19 protein-coding genes and 3 tRNA genes are annotated in these 18734 nt (G+C 42.0%); 13 read left to right on the forward strand and 9 right to left on the reverse strand.

Annotation, left to right across the window (positions count from 1 at the left end):
- The first annotated feature begins 31 nt into the window (after positions 1 to 31).
- The 4 genes from KO511_RS18635 to KO511_RS18650 all read left to right on the forward strand — a co-directional run bounded on the left by KO511_RS18635 (position 32) and on the right by KO511_RS18650 (position 2928).
- Complete coding sequence (locus KO511_RS18635) at positions 32 to 1486, forward strand: beta-barrel assembly-enhancing protease (protein WP_215988905.1); 1455 nt, start codon at positions 32 to 34, stop codon at positions 1484 to 1486.
- A 110-nt stretch (positions 1487 to 1596) separates the two neighbouring features.
- Entirely contained in the window at positions 1597 to 1941 is a 345-nt protein-coding gene (gene arsC / locus KO511_RS18640) for an arsenate reductase (glutaredoxin) (RefSeq protein WP_215988906.1), read from the forward strand.
- Entirely contained in the window at positions 1938 to 2507 is a 570-nt protein-coding gene (gene wrbA / locus KO511_RS18645) for an NAD(P)H:quinone oxidoreductase (protein WP_215988907.1), read from the forward strand. The genes arsC and wrbA overlap by 4 nt, the downstream gene beginning before the upstream one ends.
- Before the next feature lies 1 nt (position 2508).
- On the forward strand, positions 2509 to 2928 hold the full coding sequence (locus tag KO511_RS18650; protein WP_215988908.1) for a DUF2069 domain-containing protein: 420 nt from the start codon (positions 2509 to 2511) through the stop codon (positions 2926 to 2928).
- Between the two features lie 29 nt (positions 2929 to 2957).
- On the opposite strand, the gene KO511_RS18655 is transcribed toward KO511_RS18650, so the two are convergent.
- Complete coding sequence (locus KO511_RS18655; RefSeq protein ID WP_215988909.1) at positions 2958 to 4169, reverse strand: DUF2066 domain-containing protein; 1212 nt, start codon at positions 4167 to 4169, stop codon at positions 2958 to 2960.
- A gap of 254 nt (positions 4170 to 4423) precedes the next feature.
- Here KO511_RS18655 and KO511_RS18660 point away from each other — a divergent pair, with 254 nt between their 5' ends.
- A complete protein-coding gene (locus tag KO511_RS18660; RefSeq protein WP_215988910.1) occupies positions 4424 to 5671 on the forward strand; it encodes a uracil-xanthine permease family protein in 1248 nt (415 codons plus the stop codon).
- Positions 5672 to 5729: 58 nt separating this feature from the next.
- Here the strand turns inward: KO511_RS18660 and ybaK are convergent, their stop codons facing one another.
- The 8 genes from ybaK to hemA all read right to left on the reverse strand — a co-directional run bounded on the left by ybaK (position 5730) and on the right by hemA (position 13605).
- Positions 5730 to 6203, reverse strand: a complete 474-nt coding sequence (gene ybaK, locus KO511_RS18665) for a Cys-tRNA(Pro) deacylase (protein WP_215988911.1) — start codon at positions 6201 to 6203, stop codon at positions 5730 to 5732.
- 70 nt (positions 6204 to 6273) lie between these two features.
- On the reverse strand, positions 6274 to 7932 hold the full coding sequence (gene ushA, locus KO511_RS18670) for a bifunctional UDP-sugar hydrolase/5'-nucleotidase UshA (protein ID WP_215988912.1): 1659 nt from the start codon (positions 7930 to 7932) through the stop codon (positions 6274 to 6276).
- Between the two features lie 297 nt (positions 7933 to 8229).
- Complete coding sequence (gene kdsA / locus KO511_RS18675; protein ID WP_215988913.1) at positions 8230 to 9081, reverse strand: 3-deoxy-8-phosphooctulonate synthase; 852 nt, start codon at positions 9079 to 9081, stop codon at positions 8230 to 8232.
- A 35-nt stretch (positions 9082 to 9116) separates the two neighbouring features.
- Positions 9117 to 9926, reverse strand: coding sequence for a SirB1 family protein (locus KO511_RS18680; protein ID WP_215988923.1), 810 nt, complete (start codon positions 9924 to 9926; stop codon positions 9117 to 9119).
- Between the two features lie 18 nt (positions 9927 to 9944).
- Positions 9945 to 10328, reverse strand: a complete 384-nt coding sequence (locus KO511_RS18685; protein WP_215988914.1) for a SirB2 family protein — start codon at positions 10326 to 10328, stop codon at positions 9945 to 9947.
- A gap of 2 nt (positions 10329 to 10330) precedes the next feature.
- On the reverse strand, positions 10331 to 11200 hold the full coding sequence (gene prmC, locus KO511_RS18690; RefSeq protein WP_215988915.1) for a peptide chain release factor N(5)-glutamine methyltransferase: 870 nt from the start codon (positions 11198 to 11200) through the stop codon (positions 10331 to 10333).
- A gap of 3 nt (positions 11201 to 11203) precedes the next feature.
- Positions 11204 to 12292 carry a peptide chain release factor 1 gene (gene prfA, locus KO511_RS18695; protein WP_125319395.1) on the reverse strand — a complete coding sequence of 363 codons (1089 nt, stop codon included), beginning with the start codon at positions 12290 to 12292 and terminating at the stop codon, positions 11204 to 11206.
- A gap of 56 nt (positions 12293 to 12348) precedes the next feature.
- Positions 12349 to 13605, reverse strand: coding sequence for a glutamyl-tRNA reductase (gene hemA / locus KO511_RS18700; protein ID WP_215988916.1), 1257 nt, complete (start codon positions 13603 to 13605; stop codon positions 12349 to 12351).
- Between the two features lie 162 nt (positions 13606 to 13767).
- Here hemA and lolB point away from each other — a divergent pair, with 162 nt between their 5' ends.
- The 8 genes from lolB to KO511_RS18740 all read left to right on the forward strand — a co-directional run bounded on the left by lolB (position 13768) and on the right by KO511_RS18740 (position 18636).
- The gene (lolB, locus tag KO511_RS18705) at positions 13768 to 14385 is read left to right on the forward strand and encodes a lipoprotein insertase outer membrane protein LolB (RefSeq protein ID WP_215988917.1); all 618 of its coding nucleotides are present in this window, start codon (positions 13768 to 13770) and stop codon (positions 14383 to 14385) included.
- Positions 14382 to 15251, forward strand: a complete 870-nt coding sequence (ispE, locus tag KO511_RS18710) for a 4-(cytidine 5'-diphospho)-2-C-methyl-D-erythritol kinase (RefSeq protein WP_215988918.1) — start codon at positions 14382 to 14384, stop codon at positions 15249 to 15251. The genes lolB and ispE overlap by 4 nt, the downstream gene beginning before the upstream one ends.
- Before the next feature lie 29 nt (positions 15252 to 15280).
- A complete protein-coding gene (locus KO511_RS18715; protein WP_215988919.1) occupies positions 15281 to 16225 on the forward strand; it encodes a ribose-phosphate pyrophosphokinase in 945 nt (314 codons plus the stop codon).
- A gap of 148 nt (positions 16226 to 16373) precedes the next feature.
- The gene (gene pth / locus KO511_RS18720) at positions 16374 to 16964 is read left to right on the forward strand and encodes an aminoacyl-tRNA hydrolase (protein WP_215988920.1); all 591 of its coding nucleotides are present in this window, start codon (positions 16374 to 16376) and stop codon (positions 16962 to 16964) included.
- Positions 16965 to 16976: 12 nt separating this feature from the next.
- Positions 16977 to 18068 (forward strand): redox-regulated ATPase YchF, encoded by a 1092-nt coding sequence (gene ychF, locus KO511_RS18725; protein ID WP_215988921.1) that lies wholly within the window; start codon positions 16977 to 16979, stop codon positions 18066 to 18068.
- A gap of 264 nt (positions 18069 to 18332) precedes the next feature.
- A tRNA-Met gene (locus tag KO511_RS18730) sits at positions 18333 to 18409 on the forward strand.
- Positions 18410 to 18446: 37 nt separating this feature from the next.
- A tRNA-Leu gene (locus tag KO511_RS18735) sits at positions 18447 to 18531 on the forward strand.
- Between the two features lie 30 nt (positions 18532 to 18561).
- Positions 18562 to 18636 (forward strand) — tRNA-Gln (locus tag KO511_RS18740).
- The last annotated feature ends 98 nt before the right edge of the window (positions 18637 to 18734 follow it).

The raw sequence follows: 18734 nt of genomic DNA on the forward strand, positions 1-18734 counted from the left end.
CCTAATGATTATGGAGTACATCCAGTAAGATATGTTTAAACGTACACGCTCACTCATCTGCTTATGTATAACGGCCTCTCTAGGCATACAAACTCCTCTCTACGCTAATAATATCGATTTGCCAGATATTGGTACCACCGCCAGCAGTACCCTGACTATAGATCAAGAACTTCAGTATGGTGATGCTTACATGCGTATGCTGCGTAGTAGCCACCCAATAATAAGTGATCCAGTCATCAACGAGTATATTGATAGCCTCGGCCACCAACTCGTCGCTAACGCCAATGACGTAAAAACTCCATTCACTTTTTTTATGATTCGCGATCGTAATATCAACGCTTTCGCCTTTTTTGGCGGTTATGTTGCTCTACATAGTGGTCTATTTCTTCATGCAAAAACTGAAAGTGAACTTGCTTCAGTCATGGCACATGAAATTTCCCACGTCACTCAACGACATTTAGCTCGAAGTATGGAGGATCAGGCTCGCCGTTCTCCTGCAACTTTGGCTGCATTAGCAGGTTCATTATTACTTGCCATAGCAGCACCTGAAGCGGGAATCGCCGCCATAACAGCAACCACTGCTGGAAATATACAGGGCCAAATTAACTATACACGCAGTAATGAGAAAGAAGCCGACCGTTTTGGTATAGAAACGTTAGCAAAATCAGGGTTTGATGTTAACGCTATGCCTAGGTTTTTCTCACGACTTGCCGATGAATATCGCTACGCAAGTACACCGCCTCCGATGTTGTTGACCCACCCATTGCCTGAAGACCGCATCACTGACAGCCGAGCAAGAGCCAGAAATTATCCAGAACGAAGGGTGTCCCCTTCGCTTAACTACAGTCTCGCTCGATCTCGCATTGTTGCTAGATATGCCGATATAAACGCAGAAGCTGCCATGGATTGGTTTCGACGTACTGAAAAAAAAGCGCCTACAAGTATTAAACCATCGTTTCAATATGGTCGAGCATTAGTTCACCTCGATAATAAGCAGCTTGATGAAGCCTATCCTCTACTGCAAACTCTACTCAGTGCTCAGCCTGATAATAACTTCTATCTAGATGCGATGACCGATCTTTACCTCGCAAAAGACCAAGCATCCAAAGCAGAAACTATGCTTAACAACGCACTGAAATCTAAGCCGAATAATTCTGTATTGACGATAAATTTTGCTAACGTTTTAATGAAGCAAGATAAAAACAAAGAAGCAGTACGAGTTCTTCAACGATATACCCACGACAACCCTAATGATGTCAACGGATGGCACTTACTCAGCGAGGCCAATATCCACCTTGGGCAAAGTGACGAAGACTTAGCATCGAGAGCTGAAATATTAGCCCTCAAAGCAAACTGGAACAAAGCCATTCAGTACTATACTCAAGCAAGTCAAATAGCAGAGTTAGGAAGCCTTAAACAAGCTCGTTATGATGCACGCATTGACCAGTTGATGGCTAAAAGAGATCGCTTTATGGCGCTGCAATAATCGATAGCTCAATTAAAAATATAATAAAATCATCGGTTATCATATTTTAACGAGATGAAGACATTCCAATCATGGTGACTAAAGCCATACATCAACCGGAGATCTAACCTATGTCAGTGGTGATTTATCACAACCCACGTTGCTCAAAAAGCCGCCAAACTCTGGCACTTTTAGAACAAAGAAATATCCAACCTGAAATTGTTAAGTACTTAGAGTCACCCCTGAGTATCTCTGAGCTAAAAACCTTATACTCTCAACTTAATCTCCCTAATGTACGTGACATGATGCGTACCAAGGAAGATATCTATAAAGAGCTTAACCTCGCCAATGTATCCGATGAGCAGTTGTTTGAAGCTATGTCCAAGAATCCAAAGCTTATAGAACGCCCTATCGTAGTAAAAAATGACCAAGCAAAGCACGGTCGTCCACCAGAACAGGTGCTTGATATTCTATGAAATGTACCCTTGTAGTTCTTTACTACAGTCGGCACGGCTCTACTCGCTCATTGGCAAGGCACATAGCTAGAGGTGTTGAATCCATTCCTAACTGTGAAGCATGGATAAGAACAGTAGAAGATATAGAGACGAAAGACAGCACTCAAGATCCCATAATCACAATAGAAGAACTTAAGTCATGCGATGGTTTAGCTATGGGGAGCCCGGTTTGGTTTGGCAATATGTCAGCCGCTCTTAAACATTTCTGGGATCAGACCTCTTCGGTATGGATATCAGGAGATTTAATCGACAAACCTGCCTGTGTATTTAGTTCCTCCTCAACGTTACATGGCGGACAGGAAACAACACTGCAAACCATGATGTTACCGCTTCTTCACCATGGAATGTTGATTATGGGAATCCCTTATTCAGAACCAAAGCTTCATACGACTCAATCAGGAGGTACTCCCTATGGCGCAACCTCCGTCAGCCATGGAGAGAGTGCTCTCACTAAAGATGAAATCGAGCTTGCACGAAACTTGGGTAAGCGTTTAGCGACCACTGCCATGAAACTTAAGGAAGGCTAGAATGCAGAAAATGTGCTCAAACACAAAAGCGTTTCGCTTTCTCGCTCTATGCGGACATTTGGGCCTACTAAGTTGGGTTCTTGTCTGGCAACTTAACCTATCCCCACACCCACATATCAACAACGTTGCGCTTGCGATTGCATGGAGTATTCCACTTCTTTTACCTCTACCAGGAATACTGGCTGGCAAGCCTTATACTCATGCTTGGGCTAACTTTGTTCTCATGCTGTACTTTTTACATGCACTCACCATATTGTATATTGGCAATGGCGAACGATGGTTAGCGAGTGTGGAATTGGCATTCACAACTCTTGCCTTCATCTGCAACACTTTATACGCTCGGACCCGTGGACAAGAACTGGGACTAAAACTAAAACGTCTATCTAAGGTTGAAAAAGAAGAAAAACAAAGGTTTGAATAAAAATAAAAAAGTCAGGCATGCCTGACTTTTTAATATTCATTTTCAATTTCATCAAATTCAAGCACAGACTCAGGGGTTTGTTGTTCTTCGGTAGTAACTGCAATAGGTGTTCCTCGCCATTCAAACATTAAAATTTGCTCTGCCGGAATAAGATCTACATAAGTACCATCTGCATAACTCAAGTCCGAATTTGCTACCTCTCCTGAAAGTTCCTTTTCTTTTTCTTGATGATTAGCGGGTATCGAGTCGATTATATTGCTCAGTGGAATGACTTTATCCATACGTCCTACCTCTTGCTCAAACTTTGCTTGAGAAGTCAGTAAGTGTACAGTGAAAGTCACCTGATCACGTTGAATCTTAAGAATATCAAGCGATGCAACAGAGCTAAGTTTCTTAAGATTATTCTCTAAAGTGAAGAAATCCACTGCATTCTTTAGCGCCTTGAAACGAACTTTCACCGTTTCAGAAGGCTCACTAGCAACTATAACCGAGCTTTTCTTCGCATAGTAGTCGCTTATTTGATTGATCATCTTTGATGATGCATTTTTTCCAGCACTTGAACCAGAGAGTGGTGCCTGACGCGTAACACCTATAGTTGCAGGTTTTTGATCATATAAAGTCCAACGAAGCATGTTGCCATCCGATCTGACTACTAAAGCCGCGTCCACAGGGTAACGCTGACTCGCTTCACCTACAGGTCGCGCAAAACCTCCCCAAAGATCAGAGGCTGAAACACCAGTAATATCATCAAAATCACCAACAGGGACGGTAAGTGGCAAGCCTCGCTTGAAAGCTTCAGCTTTCATTTCAGTGAGGATCTTAGAATCAGAATGTTCCCAACTTACACTTCTATCATACTGAACTTCTTCGACTAGCCATACTAAGATATTGGCACGAGCTGCAGGCCAAATTGGCACCTGAGCCTGACTAAGTAGAGAACGTATATGTGGTGCACTAAAACCCATTTTCAACGTCTGTAAACCTTCACGTTGACCGTGGCTTATTTGCGATAAATACTGCGAATTTTGCTTCAAAGCTTTTTGAATGACCGGATTAGAGGTAACATCAAAATCACCAGATGCACGCACAATAATCTCTTTCATACCACTAACACGAGCCTTCGCATCAGCATTATCAACACTTTGTTCCAGCACAATCTCAGTCTGATATAAATCCACATTAGTTAAAGCAAGTACAGGAAAACATACTAATCCTAAAACCAAAAAAGCGAAACGACGCATAGCTATCCTAACATCAATTTTTAATTGCAACTTACGATGATAAGCAACTATCCTCTGCGGAGCAACTAAAGCTCATTTTTATCTTGATATCACTCCTAAGGTTTCATAACACTCTGCTAAGTTCATTCAACTTGGTTGACTTTTATTTGCTCGTCCTCAGATTACAATCCTTTACCAAGATGGTAAGATTCTGCAAATTTTATGACTGGCGCTCAACTGCCATACCACCATAGGCCAATAAAGGATAATGTAAGATGAAAAATGCCATCCAAGGAGCTCAAATGCTCTTTGTTGCATTCGGCGCACTCGTATTAGTGCCATTGTTAACTGGTTTAGATCCAAGTGTTGCACTATTTGGCGCTGGTCTCGGCACACTTATTTTTCAATTTATTACTCACCGAACAGTACCTATATTCCTTGCTTCTTCCTTCGCTTTTATTGCACCCATTTTATACGGAGTTCAAACTTGGGGCATACCGGCCACCATGGGCGGGCTTATGGCGGCAGGTCTAGTGTATGTCGTTATGGGTATATTTATTAAAGTTAGAGGTGTTGAATTTATTCACAAGCTTCTGCCTCCTGTTGTCGTCGGACCTGTAATCATGGTAATTGGCCTAGGGCTAGCACCCGTTGCTGTTAACATGGCATTAGGAAAGGGAGGTGATGGTGCGCAATTGCTTGACGCAAACGCATCTTTGGTTATTTCTAGTGTCTCGTTACTTACGACGATTATTATCAGTATTTTTGCTAGAGGCTTTCTTAAGTTGATGCCAATTTTAGGTGGGATATTGGCTGGCTATGTCACCAGCCTCGCCTACGGCATGGTTGATTTTAGCCCTGTAGCCGAAGCGGCTTGGCTATCTTTACCTCAGTTCACTGCGCCAGAATTTAATATCAACGCCATTTTATTCATGATTCCCGTCGCCATTGCTCCCGCGGTGGAACACGTTGGAGATATGCTAGCGATATCTAATGTGACAGGTAAAGATTACCTCAAAAAACCAGGTCTTCATCGAACTATAACAGGTGACGGCCTAGCGACAATCGCCGCCTCTATGCTTGGTGCTCCGCCAAATACAACCTACTCAGAGGTGACTGGGGCGGTATTGCTAACTAAGGCATTTAACCCCGTAATTATGATTTGGGCAGCTGTTACCGCAATTGTTCTTGCGCTTGTAGGAAAGCTCGGCGCTGTATTGCAAACGATCCCAATGCCAGTTATGGGAGGAATTATGATTCTTCTATTTGGATCGATTGCTACAGTAGGCTTAAATACCTTGATAAAAAACAAAGTGGATTTACATCAATCACGTAACTTAGTGATCGTTGCAATAACACTTGTCTTTGGTATCGGCGGTATGGCTTTTGGCGTTGGCGAATTCAATCTTCAAGGGGTCAGTTTATGCGGTATCATAGCGATATTAATGAATCTGATCCTTCCTAAAGATTTAGGTGAAAACCATATCGTCGATAGCACGCAAATGGAAGATGAAAACAGCTAAAATAGATGCTCTTTTCATGGGTTACTGTAAAAATGGTAGCCCATATTTCTTCTGCGACTCACAGACACAACTCGGCAAATTTCCCTCTGGTCAACAACACTAAATCTTGCGGTGCTAGTTCGATTTCCAGCCCTCGTTTTCCTGCACTTACACAAATAGTTCTTTTGCTCTTTGCACTTTGATGAATATAAGTAGGTAAGGCTTTCCTTTGTCCCAAAGGGCTAATTCCACCAATCACATACCCTGTTATTTTCTGAGCAATATCAGGATTAGCCATCTCTGCCTTTTTGACCTTTGCCGCTTTTGCTGCCAGCTTTAGGTTTAATTTATGGTCGACCGGAATAACAGCCACTGCGAGATTTTCAGGATCGCCATTAAGGCTATAGAGTAGAGTTTTAAAGACATAACTTGGATCCTGCCCAAGAGCCTCAACGGCTTCTAAACCATAACTATCTACGCGAGAATCGTGCTCATACTCATGAATGGTATGGACAATTTTCTTCTTCTTTGCAAGGTTAATTGCTGGAGTCATAGCATTTCTACTGCCTAAAAAAAGGCGCTGAAATAGAAATACAGCGCCTTTTGTTGTTCATATTTTAAACCTAGTGGTAAACAACATCAGTCGACTCGAATTTATTAATATCAACTGGGCTATTTTCTTGTAAATATTCTTTTAATATTTCAGCATCAACGAAACCAGTATTGACATAACCAGGATGGTCACTGATTTTAGGATAACCATCTCCACCAGCGGCATTATAGCTCGGCACAGTGAATCGATACATCTTGTCTAAACGAAGCGGCTTGCCGCCAATGATCACATTCGATACTTTTTCATTCGCTACCGTCATAGAGATACCTGCAAACTGGGCATAGGCACCAGAATCAACTGGCATAGTTGCAACAGAATTTAAGTACTCTACTATCTCTTTGCCCGTCATGTCTGTATAGGTCAAAATATTACCAAATGGTTGTACCTTCAGCACATCTTTATAGGTGATTTCTCCAGCCTCGATAGAATCTCGCACACCACCAGAGTTCATAATACCAAAATCTGCTTTTGCACGCTGCATATGAGCTGTTGCAATTAGTCGTCCTAGATTGGTCTGCTTAAAACGAACGACATTTCTATCACCTTCAAGTTTGCCATTAGATTCGGCGATTTTCACCTCTAACTGATCTTGACCCTTTTCTTGGAATGGGCGCAGGAAATCTAACATTTCCTTATTTTCTGGGATTTCATTTTGAATGAAAACACGCTGTTTTTTACCGTCAACGTTCACTTTTTTCTTAAGATTTACTGGGATCAGGTTATAGCTAACCATTTCCAGCTCTCCATTATGGAACTCATAATCTGCACGCCCAACATATTTACCCCATTCATGGGCCTGTACAATGTAAGTGCCGTTTTGAAAGTCTGGTTTACATTCATCACCCGGTTTAAATCTTTTATTTATAACGTTAGGCCCTTCCATACAGACAGGCTCTTGAGAGTGACCTCCGACAATCATGTCCAAGTCTCCCTCTTTAAGATACCTCGCCAATGCAACGTCACCAGGAGCATTAATTCCTCGGTTACCATTTTCGTAATGCCCCATGTGAGTCACCGCAAAAATCAGGTCAGGTTCCTCAGCTGTCTTGATTTCAGCGATAAGCTGCTTAGCTTCTTCTTTGGGGTCTCGAAAATCAATACCGCTAATAAATTCTGGATTGCCAATTTTAGCCGTATCTTCTGTTGTCAGACCAATAATGGCTATTTTTATGCCTTGCTTTTCGAACATTTGGTAAGCCTGAAACATACGCTTACCTGTTTTTTTGTCATAAATATTGGCAGATAACATTGGAAAGTTAGCCCAATCTATCTGTTTAAATAGTACATCTAACGAATTATCGAATTCATGATTACCTAATGCCATAGCATCGTAACCAATCTTATTCATTCCTTTAAAGTCAGGCTCTGCATCTTGTAGATCAGACTCAGGAACGCCAGTATTAATATCACCACCAGAGAGTAAAAGAACGCTACCACCTTCACTCTCTATATCTGCGCGCAATTCATCAATCAAGGTTTTACGTGCAGCCATGCCGTACTCGCCATATTTATTTTGCCAAAAACGGCCATGGTGATCATTGGTGTGCAGAACAGTTAACTTATAGGTTTTATCTGTTTCCCACTCATGCTTAGGTGCGGTCGCGCAACCAGCAAGAGTAGTAAGAATGGCCGCGCTTAATGCGGTTTTAAGAATAAGGCGTTGCTTCATTATCATACCTTTGGACGTATAGAATTGCTCAATGAATGGGCGATTAGGCAAATTGGGTACTTATTTAACGAGTACTCAATAAAAATTTGGAATAGTTTAAATTAAGCTATTGCTCCTGACATCTTGTTTTCATGGATATGTTGTTGAGATCACCATAATTGATATTTAAATATGTAATAAAGTGACTTAGTTTCACTTGCCTAGCAACCACTAACAAATTAAATACTAGAGGTAAAAAAAGCTAGCAAAAATGCTAGCCTTGAAGGTCAACCTGGTGAGTACTTGCAAATACAAACCTTAGGTAATATCGATTTTCTCAAAACCTTTAATAAGGTCATCTAGGGCTTTCATTTGTACTAGGAAAGGTTCAACTTTATCTAAAGGTAGAGCTGAAGGTCCGTCACATTGAGCTTGTGCTGGATTAGGGTGTGATTCGATAAACAAGCCTGCGATACCGGTAGCCAAACCAGCCTTCGCTAATTCAACCGTCTGCTCTCTTCTACCGCCGGATGCTAAACCAGAAGGATCACGCATTTGCAATGCATGCGTCACATCAAAAATGATAGGACTTCCATTTGATGCTTTCTTCATGACTCCAAAACCTAACATATCAACGACGAGATTATCATATCCAAGACAAGAACCTCTCTCACAGAGAATAACGTTTTCATTACCACATTCTGCAAATTTTTCTACGATATTACCCACTTGGCTAGGGCTCATATATTGAGGTTTTTTAACATTGATGGCCGATCCCGTCTTCGCCATAGATTCAACGAGATCAGTTTGGCGCGCTAAAAATGCTGGTAATTGAATAATATCAACAACATCAGCCACTGGTTGCGCTTGTTGCTCGGTATGTACGTCTGTAATAATTTTGACCCCAAAAGTATCTTTCAACTCTTGAAAAATTTTCATGCCTTCTTCTAGACCAGGGCCACGATACGAATGGACTGAACTACGATTAGCTTTATCAAAAGAAGCTTTAAATACGTAAGGTATACCTAGTTTGTCGGTAACGTTGACATAATATTCACAAATCTGCATCGCAAGGTCACGAGATTCAAGAACATTCATGCCTGCAAATAAGGTAAACGGTTTGTCATTGGCTACTGGGATATCACCAACATGAACGATTTTTTGTTCCATTTTAATTCTCTATTTATGTCTGTCTAATACCATGCTTAATGCACGGTCACAGGAGTCAAATTCATTGCATTAACTTGATTCTTTAATAACTCTGCAGCAGGATCATCAGGGCACTGATCAATAAAATACAGATAATCAGTTAGAGCAATTTGGTGACAATCTAACTGCTGATAAATAAAACCACGATCACGAATTTCATAAGGATCATCAGGCACAAAAGTTAACGCGAGATTGGTACATTTAAGTGCCAATGTGTAATGCTCTTCACGCAGAAAAGCACTTTTAACCAAGGCTAGCCATCGACCAATTACAGTTGGGTTATCTGTCGATTTAAGGTGTGCTTGTTTGAGCCTTGCCAAAGGCCCACTATGACCGATCAACCAAGCTCTAAGTATTTGTTTAGATACATATTCGCCATTAAAGGGATTAATGTACTTCGGCGCTTCGCCAAACCACTCAACCTTTATTAAAAACTGACTCGGAAATGTTACTCCAGAGATGGGAAAGCCTAATTTCCTTCCCAAATACAAAAGAATGGAACCTAAACTTACAGGAATGCCTTTACGACGTTCTAATACTTTATCGATAAAAGCATTGGAAGACTCATAATAAGCATCTTGATCACCAATAAAACCCCACTCATGATAAAAAAGTCGCAATAAAGCTTCAAAACGTTGCTGGTCATTTACTTCATTACTTAAGGTAAGCTCAGCTTCTTTTAATAGACGTTGAAGTTCCTTTTTGGCCCATAAGTCTTTGGTCGCCGGATTAATCGCTTTGTTTAATATCAATGCCCCTTCAGCCAATTCAATCGCATCAAAATCTTCATCAAATAACTCAACCATGGAATTCACTAACACACCTTAACCTAAAAACATTGGGGCTTTAGTCACCGCAATTTTACCCGCCATAGCCAACCAACCTAAAGCACCAAAGAAAGCAAAAGTACGCAGCAATTTATTTTTACCCAACTTTAATGCAAAGAACCCAAGTGCTATATAAGCAAGCACACAAGTAATTTTTTCACTTAACCAAGGCGCAGCTGAGGTAAATGGAATAAAACCTGTAATGTAAATAAGCCCAATGCCTGACAGTAACAAACAGGTATCATTGATATGTGGGAAGACTTTGAGGAATTTTTTTTCCAAAAGACCTGAGTTTGCCATCATCAGAGCATAACGTAGCGATAGCAAAGTCGCGCTTATGACGACTGTCATTAAATGAAAATGCTTTATACCTTCGTACATAATTATTTCTCTTCCTGACATGGCGAAAACTGACCAATTGTTACTCTGTCATTCTCACCATAATCTTTGTAAGTGGTAATACTCTGGTAACCCAAAGCACTCAAAATATTTCTAACCGAGGATCCTTGATCGTATCCGTGTTCAAACATTAACCAAGCATCTGGCAGTAAAAATCGTAGTGCCTGCTCAGAAATATGCTTAATATCAGCTAGTCCATTATCTTCTGCAACTAAAGCACTTAAAGGCTCAAACCTCACATCCCCTTGAGCTAAATGAGGATCTTGCTTTTCTATGTAAGGGGGGTTAGACACAATCAGCGCAAACTGACCCTCATCTTCCAGAGGAGCAAACCAATCACCAGAGAGGAAAGTCGTATTCTCAATTCCGAGCTTCAATGCGTTAGACTCAGCTAATGTTCTCGCTTCCTCTTTCACATCAATCCCCCAAACTTTACGTTGTGGAAGCTCAGAGGCAATGGCCAAAGCAATCGCACCTGTACCAGTACCTAGATCCAGAATATCACCCCGTATCTGAGGAGCTTTTTCTAATGCAATTTCCACCAAACGCTCAGTATCTGAACGAGGAATAAGTGTACTTGGTGCAACTTGAAGCGGCAATGACCAAAACTCTCGCTCACCCACAATGTAGGCAATTGGTTCTCCCTGCAAACGGCGCTGTAAAATGACTTCAAACACCTCAGTATCTTCCACCGACAACATTCTTTCGGGCCATGTCAAAAGGAAAGACCTTTGCTTATCAAGTACATAACAAAGCAACACGGATGCATCGAGAGAGGCTGAATCACTACCACTTTTTTTTAGTCTTTCAACTGCAAATGCTAGCGTTTCTTCTACAGTGGACGGTACATTCATGGATCAATTATTCTCGGCGAGTGCCGCAAGCTGATCCGCTTGATGCTCCTGGATAACAGGGTCAATCAAACTAACAAGCTCACCTTCCATAACATCATTCAAGCGGTAAATTGTAAGATTGATCCTATGATCAGAGACCCGCCCTTGAGGGTAATTGTATGTCCGGATACGATCACTACGATCTCCCGAACCAAGTAAATTCCGACGAGTGTCTGATTCTTTAGCCGCACGTCTAGCTTCTTCAGCCTGACTAATACGAGCTGCAAGTACCGACATTGCTTTTGCTTTATTCTTATGCTGTGAACGCTCGTCCTGACACTCCACTACCGTACCTGTCGGTAAGTGAGTGATACGAATAGCAGAATCTGTTGTGTTAACGTGCTGACCACCCGCACCCGACGATCGGAAAGTATCTATCTTTAGGTCTGTCGCTTTAATCTCTGGAATTTCAGCTTCTGGAATCTCCGGCATAATGGCTACCGTGCATGCTGATGTATGTACACGACCCTGAGACTCTGTCGCGGGTACTCGTTGTACACGATGGCCACCAGATTCAAACTTTAAGATACCATATACTCCATCACCATTGACCTTGGCAATCATCTCCTTGTATCCGCCATGCTCAGATTCATTTGAGGACATAACCTCAATACGCCAGCCTTTTTTCTCGGCAAACTTGCTGTACATACGGAACAAATCTCCAGCAAAGATACCCGCCTCATCACCACCAGCACCAGCTCGAATTTCTAGGAAACAATTACGATCATCGTTGGGATCTTTGGGGATTAACAGAATTTGCAGCTCATCATTTAAGCGCTCAATACTTTCCTGAGCATCTTTTATTTCTTCATGCGCCATTTCGCGCATCTCTTCATCATCTTCCTTTGCCAATTCTTCAGCGGCTTTCAAATCTTCTTGAGCTTGTTGAAAAGCTTGAAAACACTTAGTCACTTCCTCTAATTGTGAGTACTCTTTGGATAAAGCACGGAATTTATCTTGGTCACCAATTACATCTGGCTCGCCAAGCAAATGTTGAACTTCTTCATACCGCTCAACGAGTGTTTCTAGCTTAGTTAGAATAGAGGCTTTCATAGTTTTCTTAACTCAGGGTTCTATTAAATTGGCTGGCGAAAACCAACCAAGGATATTTAAGAGTCTTCAAGACCCAAACTTTGTCTTAAAATGGCAAGCTTCGCCGGCTCACCTTGCTCAGCAGCACTTTGCAGAGCTCGTGTTGGGGCATGGATTAACTTGTTAGTCAATTTATTACTTAGCTCAAGCAGAACTTTCTCAGGCTCTGCACCAGTCGCCAATGAATGCAAGCTTTTGCTCAGCAGATCTTCACGAATATCGTTGGCAGCATTGCGATAATCTCGAATACTATCCACTGCCTGTAATGAGCGCAACCACGACATAAATGTTGCGCTTTCTTCACTCACTATAGCTTCAGCTTGAATAGCTTCTACTTTACGCTGCTCCATATTATTTTCGACAATCGACTGCAAGTCATCCACGGAATATAAGTAAGCATCATCCAACTCCGCGACCTGCGACTCAATATCGCGTGGAACGGCTATATCTACCAATAACATGGGTTGATGCCGACGAGCCTTTAACGCTGTTTCAACCATGCCTTTTCCAATAATAGGTAAAGGGCTGGCGGTGGAGCTTATCACAATATCAGCGCGAGCAAGATGGTTAGGTATATCCGGTAAACCGATCACTTGTGCTCCAAACTGCTCAGCCAAAGGTTGAGCTCGCTCGAAAGTTCTGTTGGCGACGATCATATCACAGCAACCATTACTGGCTAGATGCTTAGCCACCAACTCTATCGTTTCACCAGCACCGACCAAAAGGACTGTCGATTCTCGAAGTGATTCAAATATATGCTTGGCAAGCGTACAAGCTGCATAAGCAACCGACACCGCATTTCCACCAATATCTGTTTCTGTACGAACACGTTTCGCAACAGAGAATACTTTCTGAAACAGTTTATCCATCGCGGTATCAACAGACTTATGTTGACGTGAGTCCGAGTAAGCTTGCTTCACTTGTCCCAAAATTTGAGGCTCTCCAAGAACAAGAGAGTCCAATCCGCATGATACTCGCATCAAATGACGAATAGCAGCCTGCTCTTCGTAAAGATATAAACTGGGTTTTATATCTTCTGGACTTAACTGATGAAATTGTGCTAGCCAATCTATAACTTTACTTTTTCCTAGCGTTTTAACATCGCAGTATATCTCAGTTCGGTTACAAGTAGAGATGATAACACTACCGTTCACATAGGGATTGTCACCTAATTGCTTAAGTGCTTGTGGTAATTTATCCGGCCCAAATGCGACTTTCTCACGTAAATCAACGGAAGCCGTATTGTGGTTAATACCGATAGCAAGCAATGACATGTAATCGAGGTTCTCTGAATCAGCGAATAAGCAAACAAAGACAGAATTTTACTTTATGCCCCACTTTAATTAAAGGACATTAAGGATATGTTTTCATGACTTCGTGATTTCAATGGTATAGTGTGGCCAATAATAGTGACTCAATCGGATAAACATTAAACAATGACGGTCCATTCTCGTCTCTTCCTTACTTTTGTACTCAGCGGTTTATTTCTCTCAGGGTGTGCCTCCATTGACCCTAGTACCACCAATGTCGAATGGCAAACACAACAACAAAGATTGGCTTCTATAGATGATTACAAAGCTAATGGAAAACTGGGCTATATTTCCCCTCAGCAGCGACAATCACTAAACTTTCAATGGAAACATAGTTCTACATTCAAGCAACTAAGACTGACTACGTTTCTTGGTCAAACTGCACTAAACTTAAAAATAACCCCAGATGGTTCATCTATTGAAACCTATCAAGATGAAACATTCACCTCCAGTGATGCCCAATCGCTAATTTATCGCCTTACCGGACTCAATTTACCTATTGAACAACTCAACAATTGGCTCCTTGGTAGTCCGAAAGGCGCTGATAATTATCAGCTCAATAGTACGAATACATTGGCTTCGTTGACGAAACAAGTACAAGGTAAGCTATGGCAGCTCGAATATCTAAGTTATCAAGATATTCAATATCAAAACCACACCATTCCCCTCCCACACAAACTCAAGCTAACGCAAGGGGATATTTCAATCAATATAATTACCTCTAACTGGAATATTGAACAATGATCGGTGAAACAACCCATTGGCCATCGCCCGCAAAACTCAATCTATTCTTATACATTACGGGGCAAAGAGATAATGGCTACCATAACCTGCAAACACTCTTTCAGTTTCTAGATTATGGTGATGATTTAACTATCATGGCTAACCGAACTGGCGAGATTACCATTGAACCTGAACTATCCGGTCTTCCCATTAAAGAGAACCTAATTTACCGGGCCGCTGTGACTCTAAAAGTAAAGTCAGGGTGTAAGTTCGGTGCTAATATTCAATTGAACAAGCGATTACCTATCGGCGGCGGGATTGGCGGTGGCTCCTCTAATGCTGCAACCACTCTCGTTGCCCTAAACCACCTTTGGCAAGTTAATCTCTCTGAACATGAGCTAGCAGAAATTGGTTTAACACTTGGTGCTGACGTCCCCGTATTTACACAAGGCTTCGCCGCCTTTGCCGAGGGAGTTGGTGAACAATTAACCAAAGCACACCCTGAAGAAAAATATTATTTGGTTGTAAGACCTGGAGTATCCATCGCCACAGCCGATATTTTTTCTCACCCACTATTGTGTAGAAATTCTCCAAAGCGTGATCTAACCTTACTTCTTGGCAGTGAATACGAAAACGATTGCGAAAAAGTTGTTCGAATGCTGTATCCAGAGGTTGATAAGCAACTTTCTTGGCTGTTACAATATGCACCGTCAAGACTGACAGGGACCGGATCCTGCGTTTTTGCTGAGTTTTCAAGCCAAAATGAGGCCAATAAGGTCCTTGATTTATTGCCTGACAATGTCTCCGCTTTCGTAGCAAGAGGAAAAAACATTTCGCCTCTGTATGAGACACTTGCTAAGTATCACTTAGCTCACAATATAATCTAAATACTGGACGCAACCCTGAGGTTTCCACCGTGCCTGATATGAAGCTATTTGCTGGTAACGCTACACCTGAACTAGCCCAACGTATTGCTGATCGTCTATACATCTCCCTTGGTGATGCAACTGTTTCTCGTTTTTCGGATGGTGAAGTCGCCGTTCAAGTTAACGAAAACGTTCGTGGTAGTGATGTGTTCATCATCCAATCTACCTGCGCACCAACCAATGATAACCTAATGGAATTGGTCGTGATGATTGACGCAATGCGCCGCGCTTCTGCGGGCCGTATTACCGCCGTCATTCCTTATTTTGGCTATGCCCGCCAAGATCGTCGAGTCCGTTCTGCCCGTGTTCCAATTACAGCTAAAGTCGTTGCTGACTTCTTATCGAATGTTGGCGTGGACCGCGTTCTAACCATTGATTTACATGCAGAACAAATTCAGGGCTTCTTTGATGTACCTGTAGATAACATCTTTGGTACACCAGTATTACTTGATGATATGGAGACAAGGGGGCTTGAAAACCCAGTTGTCGTTTCTCCGGATTTAGGTGGTGTCGTCAGAGCACGTGCAACGGCTAAAGCGCTTGGTGACATTGATATCGCCATTGTCGACAAACGCCGCCCTCGAGCTAACGTATCTGAAGTAATGAACTTAATTGGTGACGTAGAAAACCGAGATTGTGTCATCGTTGATGACATGATTGATACCGGAGGTACCTTGTGTAAAGCAGCAGAAGCGTTAAAAGAGCGTGGAGCAAAACGTGTTTTTGCCTATGCGACTCACGCTGTTTTCTCTGGTAACGCCCATCAGAACATTAAAAATTCAGTACTTGATCAAATAATAGTAACGGATTCAATCACTCTAACTAAAGAGATGCAATCAACAGGTAAGGTTACAACATTGAGCTTATCACGTATGCTTGCAGAAGCAATTCGCCGTATCAGTAATGAAGAATCGATCTCTGCGATGTTTAATTAAGCTGAAAAATGTCTGGCAGATCCAATTTCAAAAGCACCCCTTTTTAGGGGTGCTTTTTTCTGGCTGGGCAACAAATGTATACCTCGCCCATAATAATACTTCTGTGTTATCATATCGCGCTTTTGAGATACCAACTGAGATTTTTACTTTGAGCCATTCAATCAAACTTCTCGTCGGACTGGCGAATCCAGGCCCTGAGTACTCTAAAACTCGTCATAATGCTGGAGCTTGGGTCATCGAAGACCTTGCTCGCGTTCATAACATTTCACTCAAAAATGAGCCTAAGTTTTTTGGTATAACAGGACGCATCGTCATCTATGGACAAGATCTTCGCTTGCTTATCCCAACGACTTTTATGAACTTATCAGGTAAATCTATTGCCACTTTGGCAAAGTTTTACCAAATAAAGCCTGAAGAAATCATGGTAGCACACGATGAGCTGGATTTACCTCCAGGTATCGCTAAGTTTAAAAAAGGTGGAGGTCATGGTGGACATAATGGCCTGCGAGACACCATAAGTAAGCTTAGTAATTGCAAAGATTTTTATCGTCTCAGGATTGGCATAGGCCATCCTGGACACAAGGATAAAGTAGCGGGTTTTGTACTTGGCAAAGCACCTGTTAAGGAGCAAGAGCTCCTTGATGCAGCCACTGACGAAGCTGTGCGCTGTTTGGATATCCTTTTAAAGGATGGCTTAGCTAAAGCACAAAACCGTCTACACACGTTCAAAGCAGAATAAGGTTATATCATCATGGGTTTTAAATGTGGCATCGTAGGTTTACCAAACGTCGGTAAGTCGACTCTGTTTAACGCACTAACTAAAGCTGGAATCGAAGCAGCTAACTTTCCATTCTGTACAATCGAACCAAATACTGGTGTCGTTCCTGTACCTGACTTACGCCTTGACGCTCTAGCGAAAATAGTTAATCCACAGAAAATCATACCAACCACAATGGAATTTGTGGATATCGCAGGTTTAGTGGCAGGCGCCTCCAAAGGAGAAGGATTAGGTAATAAATTCCTTGCCAACATCCGTGAAACCGATGCAATAGGCCACGTAGTACGTTGTTTTGAAAATGAAAATATTGTTCATGTCGCTGGTAAAGTATCACCGATTGAAGATATTGAAGTCATCAACCTTGAGTTAGCAATGGCTGATTTAGACTCATGTGAACGTGCAATTCAGCGTAACGCCAAGAAGGCAAAAGGTGGTGATAAAGACGCAAAATTTGAATTAATCGTACTAGAAAAACTTCTACCAATCCTTACTGAAGGTGGCATGGCTCGTACAGTAGGGCTATCAAAAGAAGAACTCACCGCGATAGGCTACCTTAACTTTTTAACGCTGAAACCAACCATGTACATTGCCAATGTCAATGAGGATGGATTTGAAGACAACCCATACCTTGATGCAGTACGTGAATTTGCTGCCAAAGAAAATAATGTTGTTGTACCTGTTTGTGCGTCAATTGAATCTGAGCTATCAGAACTTGAAGATGAAGACAGAGAAGAGTTCCTTACCGATATGGGTATTGAGGAGCCAGGGTTAAACCGAGTGATTCGTTCAGGTTATGAACTTTTGACTCTGCATACTTACTTTACTGCTGGCGTGAAAGAAGTACGAGCATGGACCATTCCAGTCGGCTCAACTGCGCCACAAGCTGCAGGTAAAATCCATACTGACTTTGAAAAAGGATTTATCCGAGCAGAAGTCGTCGGTTACGATGATTTTATCCAATACCAAGGCGAAAGTGGTGCAAAAGACGCGGGTAAATGGCGTTTGGAAGGAAAAGATTACATCGTTAAAGATGGCGATGTTGTGCATTTTCGCTTTAACGTGTAATTTTAACGCAAGTTATTGACAAGAAAAGCCAGCAGCCATGCTGGCTTTATTTTTCACTTGAGTAATCAAAGAAATAAACTTGGGAAATGTTCTTCATTTCACCATCACTTTTTACTCATTAACACGCCTCTTTGTTTAAAAAGAAACCGAACAGTTGATTTCACGGCATTTATTCAAAAAAATTGTTGACGATTTTGCTTCAACTTCGCATAATGCGCGCCGTTCCCAACAATAAACTAAGTTATTGTAGAGAACAAATGATATGGCTACGTAGCTCAGCTGGTTAGAGCACATCACTCATAATGATGGGGTCACAGGTTCGAATCCCGTCGTAGCCACCATTCCTAACGACTTTTACTAAAGTTATTAGGAATAGATGCGGAAGTGGCGGAATTGGTAGACGCACCAGATTTAGGTTCTGGCGCCGCAAGGTGTGAGAGTTCAAGTCTCTCCTTCCGCACCATAAATTGTTAACTGTTGCAGTTAACCCTGTAGGTCTATCGCCAAGTGGTAAGGCAGCGGCTTTTGATGCCGCCATTCCCTGGTTCGAATCCAGGTAGACCTGCCAATTATTTTAAAGTGCTAAGCCTTGGGAAAAAGGGCTTGTCACTACGAGTGGGAACGTTTATATTGTCTCGCTCACGAGTGGCTACGTAGCTCAGCTGG

Source organism: Vibrio hepatarius, from assembly GCF_018860525.1.
GTDB classification, from domain to species: Bacteria; Pseudomonadota; Gammaproteobacteria; order Enterobacterales; family Vibrionaceae; genus Vibrio; species Vibrio hepatarius_B.

Bases quoted from the DNA above. Each gene is read 5' to 3' on its own strand.
- kdsA (WP_215988913.1), bottom strand. From the start codon at position 9,081: ATGGAACAAAAAATCGTTCATGTTGGTGATATCCCAGTAGCCAATGAC.
- KO511_RS18635 (WP_215988905.1), top strand. From the start codon at position 32: ATGTTTAAACGTACACGCTCACTCATCTGCTTATGTATAACGGCCTCT.
- ybaK (WP_215988911.1), bottom strand. From the start codon at position 6,203: ATGACTCCAGCAATTAACCTTGCAAAGAAGAAGAAAATTGTCCATACC.
- prfA (WP_125319395.1), bottom strand. From the start codon at position 12,292: ATGAAAGCCTCTATTCTAACTAAGCTAGAAACACTCGTTGAGCGGTAT.
- lolB (WP_215988917.1), top strand. From the start codon at position 13,768: ATGACGGTCCATTCTCGTCTCTTCCTTACTTTTGTACTCAGCGGTTTA.
- hemA (WP_215988916.1), bottom strand. From the start codon at position 13,605: ATGTCATTGCTTGCTATCGGTATTAACCACAATACGGCTTCCGTTGAT.
- arsC (WP_215988906.1), top strand. From the start codon at position 1,597: ATGTCAGTGGTGATTTATCACAACCCACGTTGCTCAAAAAGCCGCCAA.
- ispE (WP_215988918.1), top strand. From the start codon at position 14,382: ATGATCGGTGAAACAACCCATTGGCCATCGCCCGCAAAACTCAATCTA.
- prmC (WP_215988915.1), bottom strand. From the start codon at position 11,200: ATGAATGTACCGTCCACTGTAGAAGAAACGCTAGCATTTGCAGTTGAA.
- ushA (WP_215988912.1), bottom strand. From the start codon at position 7,932: ATGAAGCAACGCCTTATTCTTAAAACCGCATTAAGCGCGGCCATTCTT.
- KO511_RS18650 (WP_215988908.1), top strand. From the start codon at position 2,509: ATGCAGAAAATGTGCTCAAACACAAAAGCGTTTCGCTTTCTCGCTCTA.
- KO511_RS18685 (WP_215988914.1), bottom strand. From the start codon at position 10,328: ATGTACGAAGGTATAAAGCATTTTCATTTAATGACAGTCGTCATAAGC.
- KO511_RS18680 (WP_215988923.1), bottom strand. From the start codon at position 9,926: ATGGTTGAGTTATTTGATGAAGATTTTGATGCGATTGAATTGGCTGAA.
- ychF (WP_215988921.1), top strand. From the start codon at position 16,977: ATGGGTTTTAAATGTGGCATCGTAGGTTTACCAAACGTCGGTAAGTCG.
- KO511_RS18655 (WP_215988909.1), bottom strand. From the start codon at position 4,169: ATGCGTCGTTTCGCTTTTTTGGTTTTAGGATTAGTATGTTTTCCTGTA.
- KO511_RS18660 (WP_215988910.1), top strand. From the start codon at position 4,424: ATGAAAAATGCCATCCAAGGAGCTCAAATGCTCTTTGTTGCATTCGGC.
- wrbA (WP_215988907.1), top strand. From the start codon at position 1,938: ATGAAATGTACCCTTGTAGTTCTTTACTACAGTCGGCACGGCTCTACT.